Consider the following 15,843-nt stretch of genomic DNA (forward strand, 5'->3'; position numbering starts at 1 on the left):
CGTAAAATGAACTGACAGGATAAAAGCGCCCTGCTCACCCTGTCAGTAAAGAAATTCTTATTAATCGTGGCGATGCCTTTCCTGAATAGCCGTTAATGAGCCGACTTCTAACGCTTCTTTATAGTGTTTACGGCATACAGAAACGTAGCGTTCATTACCACCAATAACCACCTGCTCACCTTCGTTATAAGGTCTGCCTGCTTGATCAAGACGCAGCACCATGCTTGCTTTGCGGCCACAAAAACAGATGGTTTTTAATTCAACCAGTTTGTCGGACCATGCCAGTAAGTATTGGCTGCCAATAAATAACTCACCTCGAAAATCGGTACGTAAACCATAACAAAGTACGGGTATATCGAGTTGATCGACAACCTCCGATAATTCATATACTTGTTGTCTGGTTAAAAACTGGCATTCATCAACCAGTACGCAATGAATTGCCTGCTGTTCATGTTCCGCACGAATCTCATCAAATAATGATGAATTTTGGTTAAATAATTTTGCAGGCGATGACAAACCTATACGCGAGCTGACTTTCCCGGCACCAAAGCGATCATCAATTTCTGCCGTATATACGACAGTGCGCATGCCGCGCTCCTGGTAATTGTATGAAGATTGCAACAATGCTGTAGACTTACCCGCATTCATTGCGGAATAGTAGAAATATAGCTGTGCCATCAGCCACAGGCCCTCAATGATATGAATTAAAGTTGGCTGGAGTTTATCATAATTCGTCAGTTTTTCAGCTCAACAGTATGCACAGAAGTGGTATATGCGTTCTCCCTTACGAAGCCTTGCATAATCCTTCTGAGCTATCATTACAACTGCCTCGCTTGTTATAAGCGGGTAAATGACTGCTGGTAACTATTCACAATCTTTAACCTGTTGCGCAAGTAATAGCCCTCTGTTGACCTCCTGGAGATAGTGCAATACTAAGTCCCTGCTCTTATTGCGACTGTTCTACTTTTCATCATTCGCTTAATAGGGAATTCTCGTAAACACGACTAATACAGAAGACTGAAAGGTCGTCAGCCTACGATAATCTCCCCATAAAATGTGACATGAATCAGGAAGTTTTAACCTCACGTGCTGCGAAATCATCGGTGCAAATAGGGCTATATGCCGCGTCTTTTCTGGCTAATTTTATGAAAAGATATTTATTGGCGGCACAAAATAAAGAACAATTTTGAATTCCTTACATTCCTGGCTATTGCACAACTGAATTTAAGGCTCTATTATTACCTCAACAAACCACCCCAATATAAGTTTGAGATTACTACAATGAGCGAAGCACTTAAAATTCTGAACAACATCCGTACTCTTCGTGCGCAGGCAAGAGAATGTACACTTGAAACGCTGGAAGAAATGCTGGAAAAATTAGAAGTTGTTGTTAACGAACGTCGCGAAGAAGAAAGCGCGGCTGCTGCTGAAGTTGAAGAGCGCACTCGTAAACTGCAGCAATATCGCGAAATGCTGATCGCTGACGGTATTGACCCGAACGAACTGCTGAATAGCCTTGCTGCCGTTAAATCTGGCACCAAAGCTAAACGTGCTCAGCGTCCGGCAAAATATAGCTACGTTGACGAAAACGGCGAAACTAAAACCTGGACTGGCCAGGGCCGTACTCCAGCTGTAATCAAAAAAGCAATGGATGAGCAAGGTAAATCCCTCGACGATTTCCTGATCAAGCAATAATCTTTTGTAGATTGCACTTGCTTAAAAATCCCGCCATCGGCGGGATTTTTTATTGTCCGGTTTAAGACAATTTAATAAGAATAAGCTATAAAAAAACGGCGTCGATTGCTCAACGCCGTTTCGTGGATAACACCGATACGGATGTTACTTCTTAATGCCCATCTCTTCTTCAAGCCAGGCTTTAAATTCCGAGCCAAGGGTGTTATGACGAATACCGTATTCAACGAAGGCCTGCATGTAACCTAATTTATTACCGCAGTCATGGCTCTTCCCTTTCATATGATAGGCTTCCACCGTTTCTTTTTCGATCAGCATATCAATTGCGTCGGTGAGCTGAATTTCATCACCAGCACCCGGAGGGGTTTTTGCCAGCAACGGCCAAATATCCGCGCTAAGAACGTAACGACCCACAATAGCGAGATTAGACGGCGCAACATCCGCTTTTGGTTTTTCAACCACGCCAACCATCGGTACGCTTTCACCCGGCGCTAATTCAACGCCTTTGCAATCCACAACGCCATATGCGGTCACATCAGCAACCGGTTCAACCATGATCTGGCTATGACCCGTTTCATCAAAGCGGCGGATCATCTCTGCCAGGTTATCCTGTGACAAATCGGATTCATATTCATCCAGAATAACGTCAGGCAAAATAACAGCCACAGGTTCATCACCCACTACCGGGTGAGCACACAATACCGCGTGTCCCAGGCCTTTCGCCAGCCCCTGACGAACTTGCATAATAGTCACGTGCGGCGGACAAATAGACTGCACTTCATCAAGCAGTTGACGTTTTACACGTTTTTCCAGCATTGCTTCCAGTTCAAAACTGGTATCAAAGTGGTTTTCAATAGAGTTTTTAGATGAGTGAGTAACCAGCACAATTTCAGTAATGCCAGCCGCAATACATTCATTCACGACGTATTGAATTAATGGCTTATCGACAAGTGGCAGCATCTCTTTCGGGATGGCTTTCGTCGCCGGCAACATCCTGGTTCCTAATCCCGCAACGGGGATAACGGCTTTTTTGACTTTCGTATTAATGGCAGCCATTTAAATTCTCCTGGACTGTTCGTGTTTTGAACGTGTTCATATTTCTGTATCGCATCCCAGTATATCAGTACCCCGAAGGGGCTAAGTTCTGAAAAGGAGGCGAGTTAGCATAATTAAGACAATTACTTATACGAATGGCGACGATAGTACCACCAGCCGACATTAGCAGGTAATGCAAATTTAGCCCGCGTTATCGTTTGCTCATTCTGCAGACAACATCAAGCGCAGCCGACCACCGGTTCCCCATATTTGGCATTGCCAGGCATCGCATCGCTGGCTCAATTGATTCAAATAAGCGTTACCTAAAGTGCCTAACGGAACACCATTACTGATTTGTACCTGGTGTTCGCCGGTATTTAACGTCGCATTCAGACCCGCAGAAACCAGAATGAGATTTTTCAGTTCGCGATGATAATAGCCAACTAATAGCGGAAACTGCCCCGGCAGATTGGCCTGACGGAGTAAATGGTTTACCTGCTTCAATAACGCGCCCAACTCTGGCAACCGTTGATTTTGGTGTGCAAGCTGTTCCTGTAATAATCCGTTAAACAATGCGCGTAATAACAAGGCAGCAAGTACGCCATTATGTCCAGCTCGGGTGACATCAAGGCAATAAAATGCCAGATCGTTTTCCGAAAGTGCGGCAATATCAAGCACCAGGCCGGGTTTGTCCGCGGCAACCAATTGACGATAATTAACCCGGCAATGGGAAATCACCTGCTGAACCGGCGGTTGCAATTCCTGTAATAATTTCGCCGCTGCGGCAGGGTTATCAACCATTGCATCCCAGTCGCGAAAAAGCCTTTCCTCTTCCTCAACGCGGGAATTAAACATGCTGGGATAGAGACAGGCAAAAACCATCTCGCGCAAGCGATTCAGATCTTTAACTGGTTTCAGCAAAACATCTTCAACGCCCAGACGTAACGCTTTGGCAATATCTGCCATATTTTCAGTGGCAGATATCACCAGAACCGGTGTCTGGTCACCTCTGTTGCGTATATGTTCCAGCAGTTTAAGCCCGTTCATTCTGGGCATCGCGATATCACATATCATCAGGTCTGGAGTGAAACCTCCCAGCAACTCAAGGGCATCCACCCCATCAGCCGCCAGTACCGTTGTCGCTCCCAATGAGGAAAACCACGAATCCAGAAGCGAGCGAAATACCTGCTCATCTTCAACAATGAGAATCTGTTTTCCGACCAATGGCTGCGTCATGTTCTCTCCCCTGACTGGCTTTACTCAATAGTGGCATGCTATTGCCACCTGCGCCTGTCAGAATTAACTTAAGTGTAGATAAAAATTCTGGTCAAATGTTGGTGCGTACCAACGGCAAAAGTTCGTCCATTTTCTTTTCCACTGCCAGCTGCCCAGCCGCAATGGCAGCGTGCGCGCGATGGAAATCAAGCGTAGATATTTGCGGGCAAACAGGTTGAATCAGAATATCGGGCGGATCACCTGCCATGCGGTTCCTTTTAAGGCGGTTCTCCAGCACCTGGATAGAAGTGGTCATAATCTCTGTTGCCGTTGGCGCTGTCACCGCCCGACGTGTCGTTATGCTGCCCAACCTTTCTTTCAGACGCGCATGCCACGGCAGAGAATCACCATTCTCGCTATTTTCTTCACTGACATTAAAGGAGAGCAGATCTTGTTGCATCAAATGAGCATCGTGCTGCAGGTCGACCGCTATCACAATATCAGCACCCAATGCACGCGTGAGCGAAATAGGAATTGGGTTAACTACAGCGCCATCAACCAGCCAGTAGCCGTTATGCGCAACGGGTGCCATTAGTCCTGGAATACTGCATGATGCACGAATAGCAAGATGGAGATCGCCTTCAGTAAACCATAATTCGCGCCCAGTACTTAAATTGGTGGCAACAGCCGCGAAGCGACGGGAACAATTTTCGATCTCTGTTTCCGGCATTATTTCGCGATATTGATTGAAGACACGCTCGCCGCGCAGTAACCCACCGCGCTGCCAGGAGAGATCCATCAGGCGTAAAACATCCCAATAACTGAAAGAGGTTACCCAATCTTCCAGCGCAGATAATCGATCGCATGCATAGGCCGCGCCCACCAGCGAACCAATTGAGCATCCTGCAACGATATCAATTTCAATACCCACTTTTTTTAGCGCATTAATAACGCCAATATGCGACCAACCTCTCGCCGCGCCAGATCCCAGCGCCAGCCCTATTTTTATCTTTCTCATTATTCCCGCAAGATTCCCCTGGAATGCAATCGTAGCCACATCGCTACTGCTCGGTTAACATAGTGCTACTCAGGCGGTTAATACGCCGTTATTGTTTCCAGGGAGATTATTTGTGTCTCAGCTTTGTCCCTGTGGTAGTGCTGTCGAGTATAGCCTATGTTGCCACCCTTATGTGTCTGGTGAAAAGGTTGCACCTGATCCAGAACATCTCATGCGTTCGCGTTACTGCGCTTTTGTGATGCAAGACGCAGATTATTTAATAAAGACCTGGCATCCATCTTGTGGAGCAGCGGCGTTACGTGCCGAATTGATGGCCGGATTTGCGCATACTGAATGGTTGGGATTGACCGTATTTGAACATTGTTGGCAGGACGGCGACAATATCGGATTTGTCAGTTTTGTTGCTCGATTTACCGAAGGTGGCAAAACAGGTGCAATCATTGAACGTTCGCGATTTTTGAAAGAAAACGGTCAATGGTACTATATTGACGGTACACGTCCGCAGTTTGGCCGCAACGATCCCTGCCCTTGTGGTTCAGGTAAAAAATTTAAAAAGTGCTGCGGCCAATAATGGTTGACGGTACGGTTTAGCAAACACTCTCAACAAGGTTTTTCCAGCAATGCATTCACTCCAACGTAAAGTTCTGCGTACTATTTGTCCGGACCAAAAAGGTCTGATCGCACGTATCACCAATATTTGCTACAAGCACGAGTTAAATATCGTACAGAACAATGAATTTGTTGATCACCGTACCGGGCGCTTTTTTATGCGCACGGAACTGGAGGGGATTTTTAATGATTCCACCCTGCTGGCGGATCTCGATAGCGCATTGCCAGAAGGCTCCGTACGTGAGCTGAATCCTGCCGGTCGTCGCCGGATAGTGATTCTGGTCACTAAAGAGGCGCATTGCCTTGGCGATTTGTTGATGAAAGCCAATTACGGCGGCCTGGATGTCGAAATCGCGGCAGTTATTGGTAACCACGATACTTTACGTTCTCTGGTTGAGCGTTTTGATATTCCGTTTGAGCTGGTAAGTCATGAAGGATTAAGTCGCAACGAGCACGATCAAAAGATGGCGGATGCCATTGATGCTTATCAGCCTGACTACGTGGTGCTGGCGAAGTATATGCGGGTATTAACGCCAGAATTTGTGGCACGCTTCCCGAATAAGATCATCAATATTCACCATTCATTCCTGCCAGCGTTTATCGGCGCACGTCCTTATCACCAGGCCTATGAACGTGGCGTGAAGATTATTGGCGCAACCGCTCACTATGTGAATGACAATCTGGACGAAGGTCCAATCATCATGCAGGACGTTATTCATGTCGATCATACCTACACAGCTGAAGATATGATGCGCGCAGGTCGTGACGTCGAGAAAAACGTCTTAAGTCGCGCACTCTACAAAGTACTGGCGCAGCGCGTCTTTGTTTACGGTAATCGGACGATTATTCTTTAATCGCCAGCAAAAATAACTGGTTACCTTTAATCCGTTACGGATGAAAATTACGCAACCAGTTCATTTTTCTCAACGTAACACTTTACAGCGGCGCGTCATTTGATATGATGCGCCCCGCTTCCCGATAAGGGAGCAGGCCAGTAAAAAGCATTACCCCGTGGTGGGGTTCCCGAGCGGCCAAAGGGAGCAGACTGTAAATCTGCCGTCATCGACTTCGAAGGTTCGAATCCTTCCCCCACCACCATCTCAAGCATTACCTCAAAATTTGAATTACCCCTGGTGGGGTTCCCGAGCGGCCAAAGGGAGCAGACTGTAAATCTGCCGTCATCGACTTCGAAGGTTCGAATCCTTCCCCCACCACCATCACTTTTCAAAAGTCCGTGAACTCTCAAACGAATCCGCAATTAAATATTCTGCCCATGCGGGGAGGGATGAGAAGCTTCGACCAAGGTGCGACTCGAGCGCCAGCGAGAAAGCGTTGCCGCAGGCAACGATCCGAAGGGTGAAGCGCGCAGCGCTAGTAATCCTTCCCCCACCACCATTACTTCCTGAAATACTCAAAACCTGTTACTCCGAGCTAATTCTGCCCGATGGCACCGCGTTTACCGGACCTAAAATATCCTCCCCTGAAGTTCGGATAAGCGAAGCGCATCCGACAACTCACCCCGCACCGTGCCCATAAAAAAACCCCGCCGAAGCAGGGTCTATGTGAACTAAAATTCGCTTAGTGACGGGCGCGCACCAGCTGATACTTACGTGTCAGATACTCCACCGGTACGCTCCAGATGTGCACCAGACGCGAGAACGGGAACAGCAGGAATAACGTCATCCCCAACACCAGGTGCAGACGGAAGATAAATGCCACACCATCAAGATGTTGAGAAGCACCACCGTGGAAGGTCACTACCGACTGCGCCCAGCCAACCAGTTTCATCATCTCGCTACCGTCCATATGCTGGGCTGAGAACGGAATGGTCAGCAAGCCCAGCGCGCACTGGATAACGAGCAGCGACAGGATCAGGATATCCGCTCCGGTAGTGGTTGCACGCACGCGTGGGCTGAACAGACGACGCTTCAGCAACAGCACGCCGCCAATCAGACACAGCACACCGCTGGCACCACCAGCAAACATCGCCATTTTCTGTTTCACTTCAATCGGCAGCCAGGCTTCATACATCCAGTGCGGCGTCAGCATACCGAAGAAGTGACCGACAAAAATCCCCAGAATACCGATATGGAACAGGTTCGACGCCAGGTTCATCCCTTTGCGATCCAGCATCTGGCTGGACGCCGCGCGCCAGGTGTACTGCCCGTAGTCATAACGCAGCCAGCTACCAATCAGGAAGACCGCCCCGGCTATGTACGGGTAGATATCAAAGAAGAACATATTCAGGAATTGCATTAGTGCTGTCCTCCGGTGGTGATATTCAGATATTGCGGCGCGACGGCACCGGCAAAGCGACGCTGATGAGCAGTGATTGCTGAATCACCGCAGCCTTTGTCAGCAAAGAATTTAACCTGCTCTTCTTCCCAGACGGCATCCAGCGCCTGCGGCGTATCGTCGCGCGCTTCGTCGGCAATTTTTTCCGCCACTTTGTCGCTGTCGATAGCGGTATTCGCCAGTTTCAGCAGCAGATCAAACAGCACGGCATAACGGCTTTCACGCTGTTGCAGACGCGCACTCAGCAATGCCAGAATCGGCGCAATATCTTTCAAACCCTCCACGGCTTCGCTTTGCGGCAGCTGCGCCAGGTACTCCAGATACAGCGGCAGATGGTCGGGCAATTCGCGGCTGTTTAACTGCAAACCGTGCTGCTCATACTGCGCCAGCAGGTCTACCATCGCCTGACCGCGGTCGCGGGATTCACCGTGCACATGTTCAAACAGCAACAGTGACGTGGCACGACCACGGTCGAACAGTTCGCTGTACTGGGCCTGAGCATCGAGCGGATCCATCGCCGTTAAATCGCGCAGGAAAATGCCCAGCGCATGGGCATCTTCTTTCGACAGATTTTTCGACGCAGCAATCGCCTCAAACATCTCTTGTTGATGCTGCCATAAGGCAGCATCCGGATATTCAAGGAGACGCGATACAATCACGAGTTCGATCATGGGTGCGGCTCCGTTTTGCTGGTTACGTCGATGGCATCGATACGGCGGCTGTTGAACAGATTGAATTTGGTATCTGAACCGTGGCAGCCATCACCAAAGGTAAAGCCGCAGCCATTTTTCTCCGGGAAGGCTTCCCGCGCCAGTTCACGATGACTACTCGGCACCACAAAGCGATCTTCGTAGTTAGCAATCGCCAGATAACGGTACATCTCCTGTGCCTGGGCTTCGGTCAGACCGACCTCTTCCAGCGCACGGGTATCCACTTTCCCGTCAACGGTTTCAGCACGTTTATAATGACGCATCGCCAGCATACGTTTCAGCGCGCGCAGTACCGGTTTGGTATCACCGGCGGTCAGCAGATTCGCCAGATACTGCACCGGAATACGCAGGCTTTCGACGTCTGGCAGAATGCCGTTGCTACCCAGCTCACCCGCGTCTGCTGCAGACTGAATCGGAGACAGAGGCGGCACGTACCAGACCATCGGCAGTGTGCGATATTCCGGATGCAGCGGCAGCGCCAGTTTCCATTCCATCGCCATTTTATAAACCGGCGACTGCTGTGCGGCTTCAATAACGCTCAGCGGAATACCGTCTTTAATCGCCTGCTCGATGACTTTCGGATCGTTCGGATCGAGGAACACGTCCAGCTGACGCTGGTAAAGATCTTTCTCGTTCTCAGTGCTGGCTGCACGTTCAATAGCGTCGGCATCGTACAACAGCACGCCGAGATAACGGATACGACCGACACAGGTTTCTGAGCACACGGTCGGCTGACCCGCTTCAATACGCGGATAGCAGAAGATGCACTTCTCAGACTTACCGCTCTTCCAGTTGAAATAGATTTTTTTGTACGGGCATCCGGTGATGCACATACGCCAGCCACGGCATTTATCCTGGTCGATCAGGACGATGCCATCTTCTTCACGCTTGTAAATCGCACCGCTCGGGCAGGTCGCCACACATGCCGGGTTCAGGCAGTGTTCGCACAGGCGCGGCAAATACATCATGAAGGTGTTTTCGAACTGGCTATACATCGCCTTCTGGATGTTGTCGAAGTTCTTGTCTTTCGCCAGCTTGTCGAACTCACCGCCCAGGTCATCTTCCCAGTTCGGCCCTTTTTCGATTTTCGCCATCCGTTCGCCGGTAATCAGCGAACGCGGACGGGCAATCGGCTGCGACTTGCTGCCTTCCGGCGCGGTATGCAGGTTCTGATAGTCAAAATCGAACGGCTCGTAATAATCGTCGATCCCCGGCAGATGCGGGTTAGCGAAGATTTTACCCAGCAGCATGGCGCGGTTACCCATGCGCGGCTGCAGTTTGCCGTTGATTTTACGGATCCAGCCGCCTTTGTATTTTTCCTGGTTTTCCCAGTCAGTCGGGAAGCCCTGGCCCGGCTTGGTTTCCACGTTGTTGAACCACGCGTATTCCACGCCTTCGCGGCTGGTCCAGACGTTTTTACAGGTAACTGAACAGGTGTGGCAGCCGATGCACTTATCGAGATTCAGCACCATGCCGACTTGTGAACGAATTTTCATTTTACGCTCTCCTGTACCTGGTCATTGCCTTCGCCATCTAACCAGTCAATGTTCTTCATCTTACGCACTACAACAAACTCATCGCGGTTAGAACCTACGGTGCCGTAGTAGTTAAAGCCGTATGCCAGATGGGCATAGCCGCCGATCATATGCGTCGGTTTCGGCGTGATACGGGTGACCGAGTTATGGATACCACCACGCTGTTGGGTAATTTCCGAACCAGGCAGGTTAACGATACGTTCCTGCGCGTGGTACATCATGGTCATCCCTGCCGGAACACGCTGGCTGACAACCGCACGGGCAGTCAATGCACCGTTGCTGTTGAAGACTTCAATCCAGTCGTTGTCGGCGATACCCAGCTCTTTGGCATCGGCTTCACTCAACCAGACCACCGGACCACCGCGACCTAAAGTCAGCATCAGCAGGTTGTCGCTGTAGGTGGAGTGGATACCCCACTTCTGGTGCGGTGTCAGGAAGTTGAGCGCTTTTTCCGGATTACCGTTAGATTTCTGGCCCATCACTTCTTTCACCGAACGGGTGTCGATCGGCGGACGATAAACCAGCAGGCTTTCACCGAAATCACGCATCCATTGGTGATCCTGATACAGCTGCTGACGGCCAGAGAGCGTACGCCACGGGATCAGCTCGTGAACGTTGGTGTAACCGGCGTTGTAAGAAACGTGTTCATCTTCCAGGCCAGACCATGTCGGGCTGGAGATGATTTTGCGCGGCTGTGCCTGAATATCGCGGAAGCGAATCTTCTCGTCTTCTTTATTCAGCGCCAGATGCGTATGATCACGGCCGGTAAACTCGCTCAGGGCAGCCCAGGCTTTTACAGCTACCTGACCGTTGGTTTCCGGTGCCAGCGTCAGGATCATCTCTGCCGCATCAATTGCGGTGTTCAGCATCGGCTGGCCTTTCGCCGGACCTTCCGCTTTGGTGTAGTTGAGCTTACGCAGCAGATCCATCTCGCTCTGGGTGTTCCAGGCAATCCCTTTACCGCCGTTACCGATTTTCTCCATCAGCGGGCCGATAGAGGTAAAGCGTTCGTAAGTTGCCGGATAATCGCGCTCTACGACCATAATGTGCGGTGCAGTTTTGCCTGGGATCAGGTCGCATTCGCCTTTTTTCCAGTCTTTCACATCCAGCGGCTGCGCCAGTTCAGCGGCAGAGTCGTGCTGGATCGGCAGCGTGACGATGTCAGTTTCTTTACCCAGATGACCAACGCACACTTCGGAGAATTTCTTCGCAATGGCTTTGTAGATTTCCCAGTCGCTTTTCGCTTCCCAGGCCGGATCGACCGCCGCAGACAGCGGGTGAATAAACGGATGCATATCCGAAGTATTCATGTCGTCTTTTTCGTACCAGGTCGCCGTCGGCAAAATGATGTCGGAATAGAGACAGGTGCTCGACAGACGGAAGTCCAGCGTCACCACCAGATCCAGCTTGCCTTCCAGACCGTTGTCCTGCCAGTCCACTTCTTCCGGCTTCACGCCGCCCTGCTGCCCCAGGTCTTTGCCCTGGATACCGTGCTCCGTCCCCAGCAGGTACTTGAGCATAAACTCATGACCTTTACCGGAAGAACCGAGCAGGTTAGAACGCCAGATGAACAGATTACGCGGGTGGTTTTTACCGTTTTCCGGCTGTTCCGCAGCGAAACGGATAGAACCCTCTTTCAGGGATTTCACCGTATAGTCCACCGGATTCATCCCGGCTTTTTCTGCTTCGCGAGCGATAGTCAGCGGGTTAGTGCCTAACTGCGGCGCAGACGGCAGCCAGCCCATGCGTTCTGCACGGACGTTAAAGTCGATCAAGTGCCCGGTATAGCGAGATTTATCCGCCATCGGCGACAGCAGTTCTTCCGCAGTCACGGTTTCATAACGCCACTGGCTGGAGTGGTTATAGAAATAAGAGGTACTGTTCATGTGACGCGCCGGACGCTGCCAGTCGAGGGCAAACGCCAGCGGCTGCCAGCCGGTTTGCGGACGCAGTTTTTCCTGACCTACATAGTGCGCCCAGCCCCCCCCGCTCTGACCGACACAGCCGCAGAAAATCAGCATGTTGATCAGACCACGATAGTTCATGTCCAGGTGATACCAGTGGTTCAGTCCCGCACCGACGATAATCATCGAACGACCGTGCGTTTTATCAGCGTTATCGGCAAATTCACGGGCGATGCGAATAATCTGGCTGCGAGAAACGCCAGTGATTTGCTCGGCCCACGCCGGAGTGTAAGCTTTCACATCGTCATAGCTGGCTGCACAGTTAACGTCGTTCAGGCCACGTTCCAGACCATAGTTTGCCAGCGTCAGATCATAAACGGTGGTCACCAGGGCGGTGCTGCCATCAGCCAGTTGCAAGCGTTTCACCGGCAGCTTGTGCAGCAGCACGTTTTCCAGTTCCACTTTGTTGAAGTGTTCCGTGCCGTCGCCACCAAAGTACGGGAAGCCCACCTCAGCGATCTCATCCTGGCTACCCAGCAGGCTCAGTTGCAGCTCGGTTTCTTCGCCAGTTTTGCCGTCGCGCTGCTCAAGATTCCATTTGCCCTTCTCGCCCCAGCGGAAGCCAATAGAACCGTTCGGCGCAACCATTTCGCCATTGGTATTAAAGGCGACAGTTTTCCATTCCGGATTGTTTTCCTGGCCCAGCGCATCCACCAGATCGGCAGCGCGCAGCATACGACCTGCGGCGTAGTAACCGTCGCGTTCTTCCAGCATCACCAGCATCGGCATGTCGGTGTAGCGACGCACATAGTCGGTGAAATACTGGCTTGGGTTGTCGAGGTGGAATTCACGCAGCATTACGTGACCCATTGCCAGCGCCATTGCCGCATCGGTGCCCTGTTTCGGTGCCAGCCACAGATCGCACAGTTTGGCGATTTCAGCGTAGTCTGGTGTGACGGCAACAGTTTTGGTGCCTTTGTAACGCACTTCAGTAAAGAAGTGAGCATCCGGGGTACGCGTCTGCGGCACGTTTGAACCCCAGGCGATGATGTAGCTGGAGTTGTACCAGTCAGCAGATTCCGGTACGTCAGTTTGCTCGCCCCAGGTTTGCGGAGACGCAGGAGGCAGGTCGCAGTACCAGTCGTAGAAGCTTAAGCAAGTACCGCCAATCAGCGAAAGATAGCGTGCACCCGATGCGTAAGAAACCATCGACATTGCCGGAATTGGCGAGAAGCCAGCGACGCGGTCCGGGCCGTAGTTTTTGATGGTGTAAACGTTAGAGGCGGCGATCAGTTCATTCACTTCCTGCCAGGAAGAACGAACAAAACCACCGCGTCCACGCGCCTGCTTAAAGCTTTTCGCTTTATCGGCGTCTTCAATGATAGAAGCCCATGCCTCAACCGGATCGCTATGCAGCGCCTTCGCTTCACGCCACATTTTCATCAGGCGTTTGCGCATCATTGGGTATTTCAGGCGGTTGGCGCTGTAAAGATACCAGGAGTAGCTGGCACCGCGCGGGCAGCCGCGAGGTTCATGGTTTGGCAGGTCCGGGCGAGTACGCGGATAGTCAGTCTGCTGGGTTTCCCAGGTCACCAGACCGTTTTTGACGTAGATTTTCCAGCTGCAGGAGCCGGTGCAGTTTACCCCGTGGGTAGAGCGGACGATTTTGTCATGCTGCCAACGCTGGCGATATCCATCCTCCCAGTCGCGGTTGGTATTGAGAAGCTGGCCATGCCCATCGGCAAAGGTTTCACCCTTCTGTTTGAAGTAGCGAAACCGGTCCAGGAATTTACTCATCGGTTTTCTCCTGTGGGAGCCTGTCGGCCCTCTGATAAATCGACATTGCTAATGTTTAAGGGCAAAGTAACGCTCTGAAACAGCGTGAGAATTGATAACGATCAAGAGTGATGGGGATGAAAAATAAAGTAAATTCCTAAGATACCCCTTTAGGATAATTAGCAGTTACAGCATAACACGCTGTAAATTAAGACGTTTTATACCTGTAGTTATTTAAACTATTAAGATTTTTATGCAGATGGGTATTAAGGAGTATTCCCCATGGGTAACATATTAATGGCTCTTAATGAAATCCGGCGAAATAAGCCAATATAATATGAGTATGTTGTAACTAAATGACGCATAAAAAAAGCGCGACATCATGCCGCGCAAAGGATAATCAAATATTAAGATTTATTTTTTAGAATGCCGACCATATACCGCCCAGGTAATCACCACGCAGGCGATATAGAAAATCAAAAATACTTTCATTGCGCCGACTGGCGAACCCGTTAATGCCAGCGAGCTACCAAACGCTTTCGGGATAAAGAAGCCACCAATCGCGCCAATCGCAGAGATGAAACCCAGCGCCGCCGCCGTGTCGGTTGCCGCTTCACGCATCGCACGTTCGTCAGAACCCCCTTCTGCTTTCACGCGATCCATTGTCAGTTTACGGAAGATCACGGAAATCATCTGGAAAGTGGAACCACTACCCAGCCCAGCTGTCAGGAACAGCGCCAGGAAGACTGCGAAGAACGCCATGAAGCTTCCGCCCTGTCCGTCAGTCGGTAAGGTCAGGAACAGCAGGCCGCTGAAAATCGCCATCAGGATAAAGTTCACCAGCGTGACACGAGTTCCGCCCAGACGGTCAGATAATGCACCACCTGCAGAACGCGCCAGCGCACCAATAAACGGCCCGAAGAAAGCGTATTGCAGAATCTGAACATCCGGGAACTGCGTTTTTGACAGCATCGCAAAGCCCGCGGAGAAGCCGATGAAGGAGCCGAAGGTTGCCAGATACAGCAGGCTCATAATCCACAGATGACCCCGTTTGAGTACCGGCAACTGCTCCTTGATGGAGGCTTTCGAGGTAGCAAGATCGTTCATGCCAAACCACGCCGCAATGGTGAAGATGGCAAGGAACGGCACCCATACCCAGGACGCATTCGCCAGATACAGCTCAGTCCCATCCGGCTGTTTGACACCCTGGCTACCAAATACTGCGAAAATCGACAGTGATACCACCAGCGGAGCAACCAACTGCATGACGCTGACGCCCATGTTGCCCAGACCACCATTCAGACCCAGCGCGCCACCCTGCTTCTGTTTCGGAAAGAAGAAGCTGATGTTTGCCATACTGGATGCGAAGTTCGCGCCAGCAAAGCCGCACAGCAGAGAGATGATGATGAAGACGCTATAAGGCGTGGAGGTATCCTGCACGGCAAAACCCAGCCAGACGCAAGGAATAATCAGAATACCGGTGCTGAACGCCGTCCAGCGACGACCACCGAAGATAGGAACCATAAAGGAGTATGGAACACGTAATAACGCGCCAGAAACCGAAGGCAGCGCAGTCAACATAAATAGCTGATCGGTCGTAAAATTAAAACCGACTTTCGGTAAGTTCACCGCAACAGCGCTGAACAACATCCATACGCAAAACGCCAGCAGCAGACAGGGAACGGAAATCCACAGGTTGCGGCTGGCAATACGTTGACCGCGTTGTTGCCAGAACGCAGGATCTTCCGGTCGCCAATCTGTAATGACAGCTCCAGTAGCCCTTTCGGGGGCGGATGAGTGACTCATAGACACCTCTGATACTCGTTTCGATGTCTGCCACCTTAGTGTCTGTAGCTAAAGGCAATTTGATGTAAATCAAACGATAAGATAACTTTATCTATCATTGATATTTATCATTACCCATAGTGAGTACAGTGATTTCATAAAAATTATGAGATTTTTCACGGTGCTGTAAAATCCCTACCCTTACCGATGTAAAGCGACTAACCACGCGGCAAATAAGGAGTAACTCTTTCCGGGTATGGGTATACTTC

General features: G+C 50.6%; 12 protein-coding genes, 2 tRNA genes and 1 other RNA gene. 6 read left to right on the forward strand and 9 right to left on the reverse strand.

Going from position 1 to position 15,843, the window contains the following annotated elements; genetic code table 11:
* Positions 1–60: 60 nt before the first annotated feature.
* On the reverse strand, positions 61–678 hold the full coding sequence (gene tdk, locus ACJHWR_RS10860) for a thymidine kinase (RefSeq protein WP_000068076.1): 618 nt from the start codon (positions 676–678) through the stop codon (positions 61–63).
* A gap of 603 nt (positions 679–1,281) precedes the next feature.
* On the opposite strand from tdk, the gene hns reads away from it, so the two are divergent.
* Positions 1,282–1,695 carry a histone-like nucleoid-structuring protein H-NS gene (hns, locus tag ACJHWR_RS10865; RefSeq protein ID WP_001287378.1) on the forward strand — a complete coding sequence of 138 codons (414 nt, stop codon included), beginning with the start codon at positions 1,282–1,284 and terminating at the stop codon, positions 1,693–1,695.
* 144 nt (positions 1,696–1,839) lie between these two features.
* Here the strand turns inward: hns and galU are convergent, their stop codons facing one another.
* From galU to rssA, 3 genes are all read right to left on the reverse strand, one after another.
* Positions 1,840–2,748 (reverse strand): UTP--glucose-1-phosphate uridylyltransferase GalU, encoded by a 909-nt coding sequence (gene galU / locus ACJHWR_RS10870; RefSeq protein ID WP_000718991.1) that lies wholly within the window; start codon positions 2,746–2,748, stop codon positions 1,840–1,842.
* Positions 2,749–2,949: 201 nt separating this feature from the next.
* On the reverse strand, positions 2,950–3,963 hold the full coding sequence (gene rssB / locus ACJHWR_RS10875; protein ID WP_000193447.1) for a two-component system response regulator RssB: 1,014 nt from the start codon (positions 3,961–3,963) through the stop codon (positions 2,950–2,952).
* 91 nt (positions 3,964–4,054) lie between these two features.
* Positions 4,055–4,960, reverse strand: coding sequence for a patatin-like phospholipase RssA (gene rssA / locus ACJHWR_RS10880; protein WP_001226476.1), 906 nt, complete (start codon positions 4,958–4,960; stop codon positions 4,055–4,057).
* A gap of 112 nt (positions 4,961–5,072) precedes the next feature.
* Here rssA and ACJHWR_RS10885 point away from each other — a divergent pair, with 112 nt between their 5' ends.
* From ACJHWR_RS10885 to ACJHWR_RS10905, 5 genes are all read left to right on the forward strand, one after another.
* On the forward strand, positions 5,073–5,531 hold the full coding sequence (locus tag ACJHWR_RS10885) for a YchJ family protein (RefSeq protein ID WP_001389926.1): 459 nt from the start codon (positions 5,073–5,075) through the stop codon (positions 5,529–5,531).
* Positions 5,532–5,580: 49 nt separating this feature from the next.
* Positions 5,581–6,423 carry a formyltetrahydrofolate deformylase gene (purU, locus tag ACJHWR_RS10890; RefSeq protein ID WP_000555849.1) on the forward strand — a complete coding sequence of 281 codons (843 nt, stop codon included), beginning with the start codon at positions 5,581–5,583 and terminating at the stop codon, positions 6,421–6,423.
* 159 nt (positions 6,424–6,582) lie between these two features.
* Positions 6,583–6,667 (forward strand) — tRNA-Tyr (locus ACJHWR_RS10895).
* Positions 6,668–6,701: 34 nt separating this feature from the next.
* A tRNA-Tyr gene (locus ACJHWR_RS10900) sits at positions 6,702–6,786 on the forward strand.
* Between the two features lie 47 nt (positions 6,787–6,833).
* Positions 6,834–6,964, forward strand: a non-coding RNA gene (locus tag ACJHWR_RS10905) — RtT sRNA.
* 183 nt (positions 6,965–7,147) lie between these two features.
* On the opposite strand, the gene narI is transcribed toward ACJHWR_RS10905, so the two are convergent.
* The 5 genes from narI to narK form a co-directional block, all read right to left on the reverse strand.
* Entirely contained in the window at positions 7,148–7,825 is a 678-nt protein-coding gene (gene narI / locus ACJHWR_RS10910; RefSeq protein ID WP_001160110.1) for a respiratory nitrate reductase subunit gamma, read from the reverse strand.
* Positions 7,825–8,535: a nitrate reductase molybdenum cofactor assembly chaperone gene (narJ, locus tag ACJHWR_RS10915; RefSeq protein WP_000571695.1), complete on the reverse strand. Its 711-nt coding sequence runs from the start codon at positions 8,533–8,535 to the stop codon at positions 7,825–7,827. The genes narI and narJ overlap by 1 nt, the downstream gene beginning before the upstream one ends.
* Complete coding sequence (gene narH, locus ACJHWR_RS10920; protein WP_000702650.1) at positions 8,532–10,070, reverse strand: nitrate reductase subunit beta; 1,539 nt, start codon at positions 10,068–10,070, stop codon at positions 8,532–8,534. The genes narJ and narH overlap by 4 nt, the downstream gene beginning before the upstream one ends.
* Complete coding sequence (locus tag ACJHWR_RS10925) at positions 10,067–13,810, reverse strand: nitrate reductase subunit alpha (RefSeq protein ID WP_024175803.1); 3,744 nt, start codon at positions 13,808–13,810, stop codon at positions 10,067–10,069. The genes narH and ACJHWR_RS10925 overlap by 4 nt, the downstream gene beginning before the upstream one ends.
* 393 nt (positions 13,811–14,203) lie before the next feature.
* The gene (gene narK / locus ACJHWR_RS10930; protein ID WP_000019836.1) at positions 14,204–15,595 is read right to left on the reverse strand and encodes a nitrate transporter NarK; all 1,392 of its coding nucleotides are present in this window, start codon (positions 15,593–15,595) and stop codon (positions 14,204–14,206) included.
* Positions 15,596–15,843: the final 248 nt, after the last annotated feature.

The sequence above is a fragment of the Escherichia sp. WS568 genome, assembly GCF_046486085.1.
GTDB classification, from domain to species: domain Bacteria; phylum Pseudomonadota; class Gammaproteobacteria; order Enterobacterales; family Enterobacteriaceae; genus Escherichia; species Escherichia coli.

Excerpts from the sequence above, each read along its gene's own strand:
- tdk (WP_000068076.1), bottom strand. The coding sequence starts at position 678 with ATGGCACAGCTATATTTCTACTATTCCGCAATGAATGCGGGTAAGTCT.
- hns (WP_001287378.1), top strand. The coding sequence starts at position 1,282 with ATGAGCGAAGCACTTAAAATTCTGAACAACATCCGTACTCTTCGTGCG.
- galU (WP_000718991.1), bottom strand. The coding sequence starts at position 2,748 with ATGGCTGCCATTAATACGAAAGTCAAAAAAGCCGTTATCCCCGTTGCG.
- rssB (WP_000193447.1), bottom strand. The coding sequence starts at position 3,963 with ATGACGCAGCCATTGGTCGGAAAACAGATTCTCATTGTTGAAGATGAG.
- rssA (WP_001226476.1), bottom strand. The coding sequence starts at position 4,960 with ATGAGAAAGATAAAAATAGGGCTGGCGCTGGGATCTGGCGCGGCGAGA.
- purU (WP_000555849.1), top strand. The coding sequence starts at position 5,581 with ATGCATTCACTCCAACGTAAAGTTCTGCGTACTATTTGTCCGGACCAA.
- narI (WP_001160110.1), bottom strand. The coding sequence starts at position 7,825 with ATGCAATTCCTGAATATGTTCTTCTTTGATATCTACCCGTACATAGCC.
- narJ (WP_000571695.1), bottom strand. The coding sequence starts at position 8,535 with ATGATCGAACTCGTGATTGTATCGCGTCTCCTTGAATATCCGGATGCT.
- narH (WP_000702650.1), bottom strand. The coding sequence starts at position 10,070 with ATGAAAATTCGTTCACAAGTCGGCATGGTGCTGAATCTCGATAAGTGC.
- ACJHWR_RS10925 (WP_024175803.1), bottom strand. The coding sequence starts at position 13,810 with ATGAGTAAATTCCTGGACCGGTTTCGCTACTTCAAACAGAAGGGTGAA.
- narK (WP_000019836.1), bottom strand. The coding sequence starts at position 15,595 with ATGAGTCACTCATCCGCCCCCGAAAGGGCTACTGGAGCTGTCATTACA.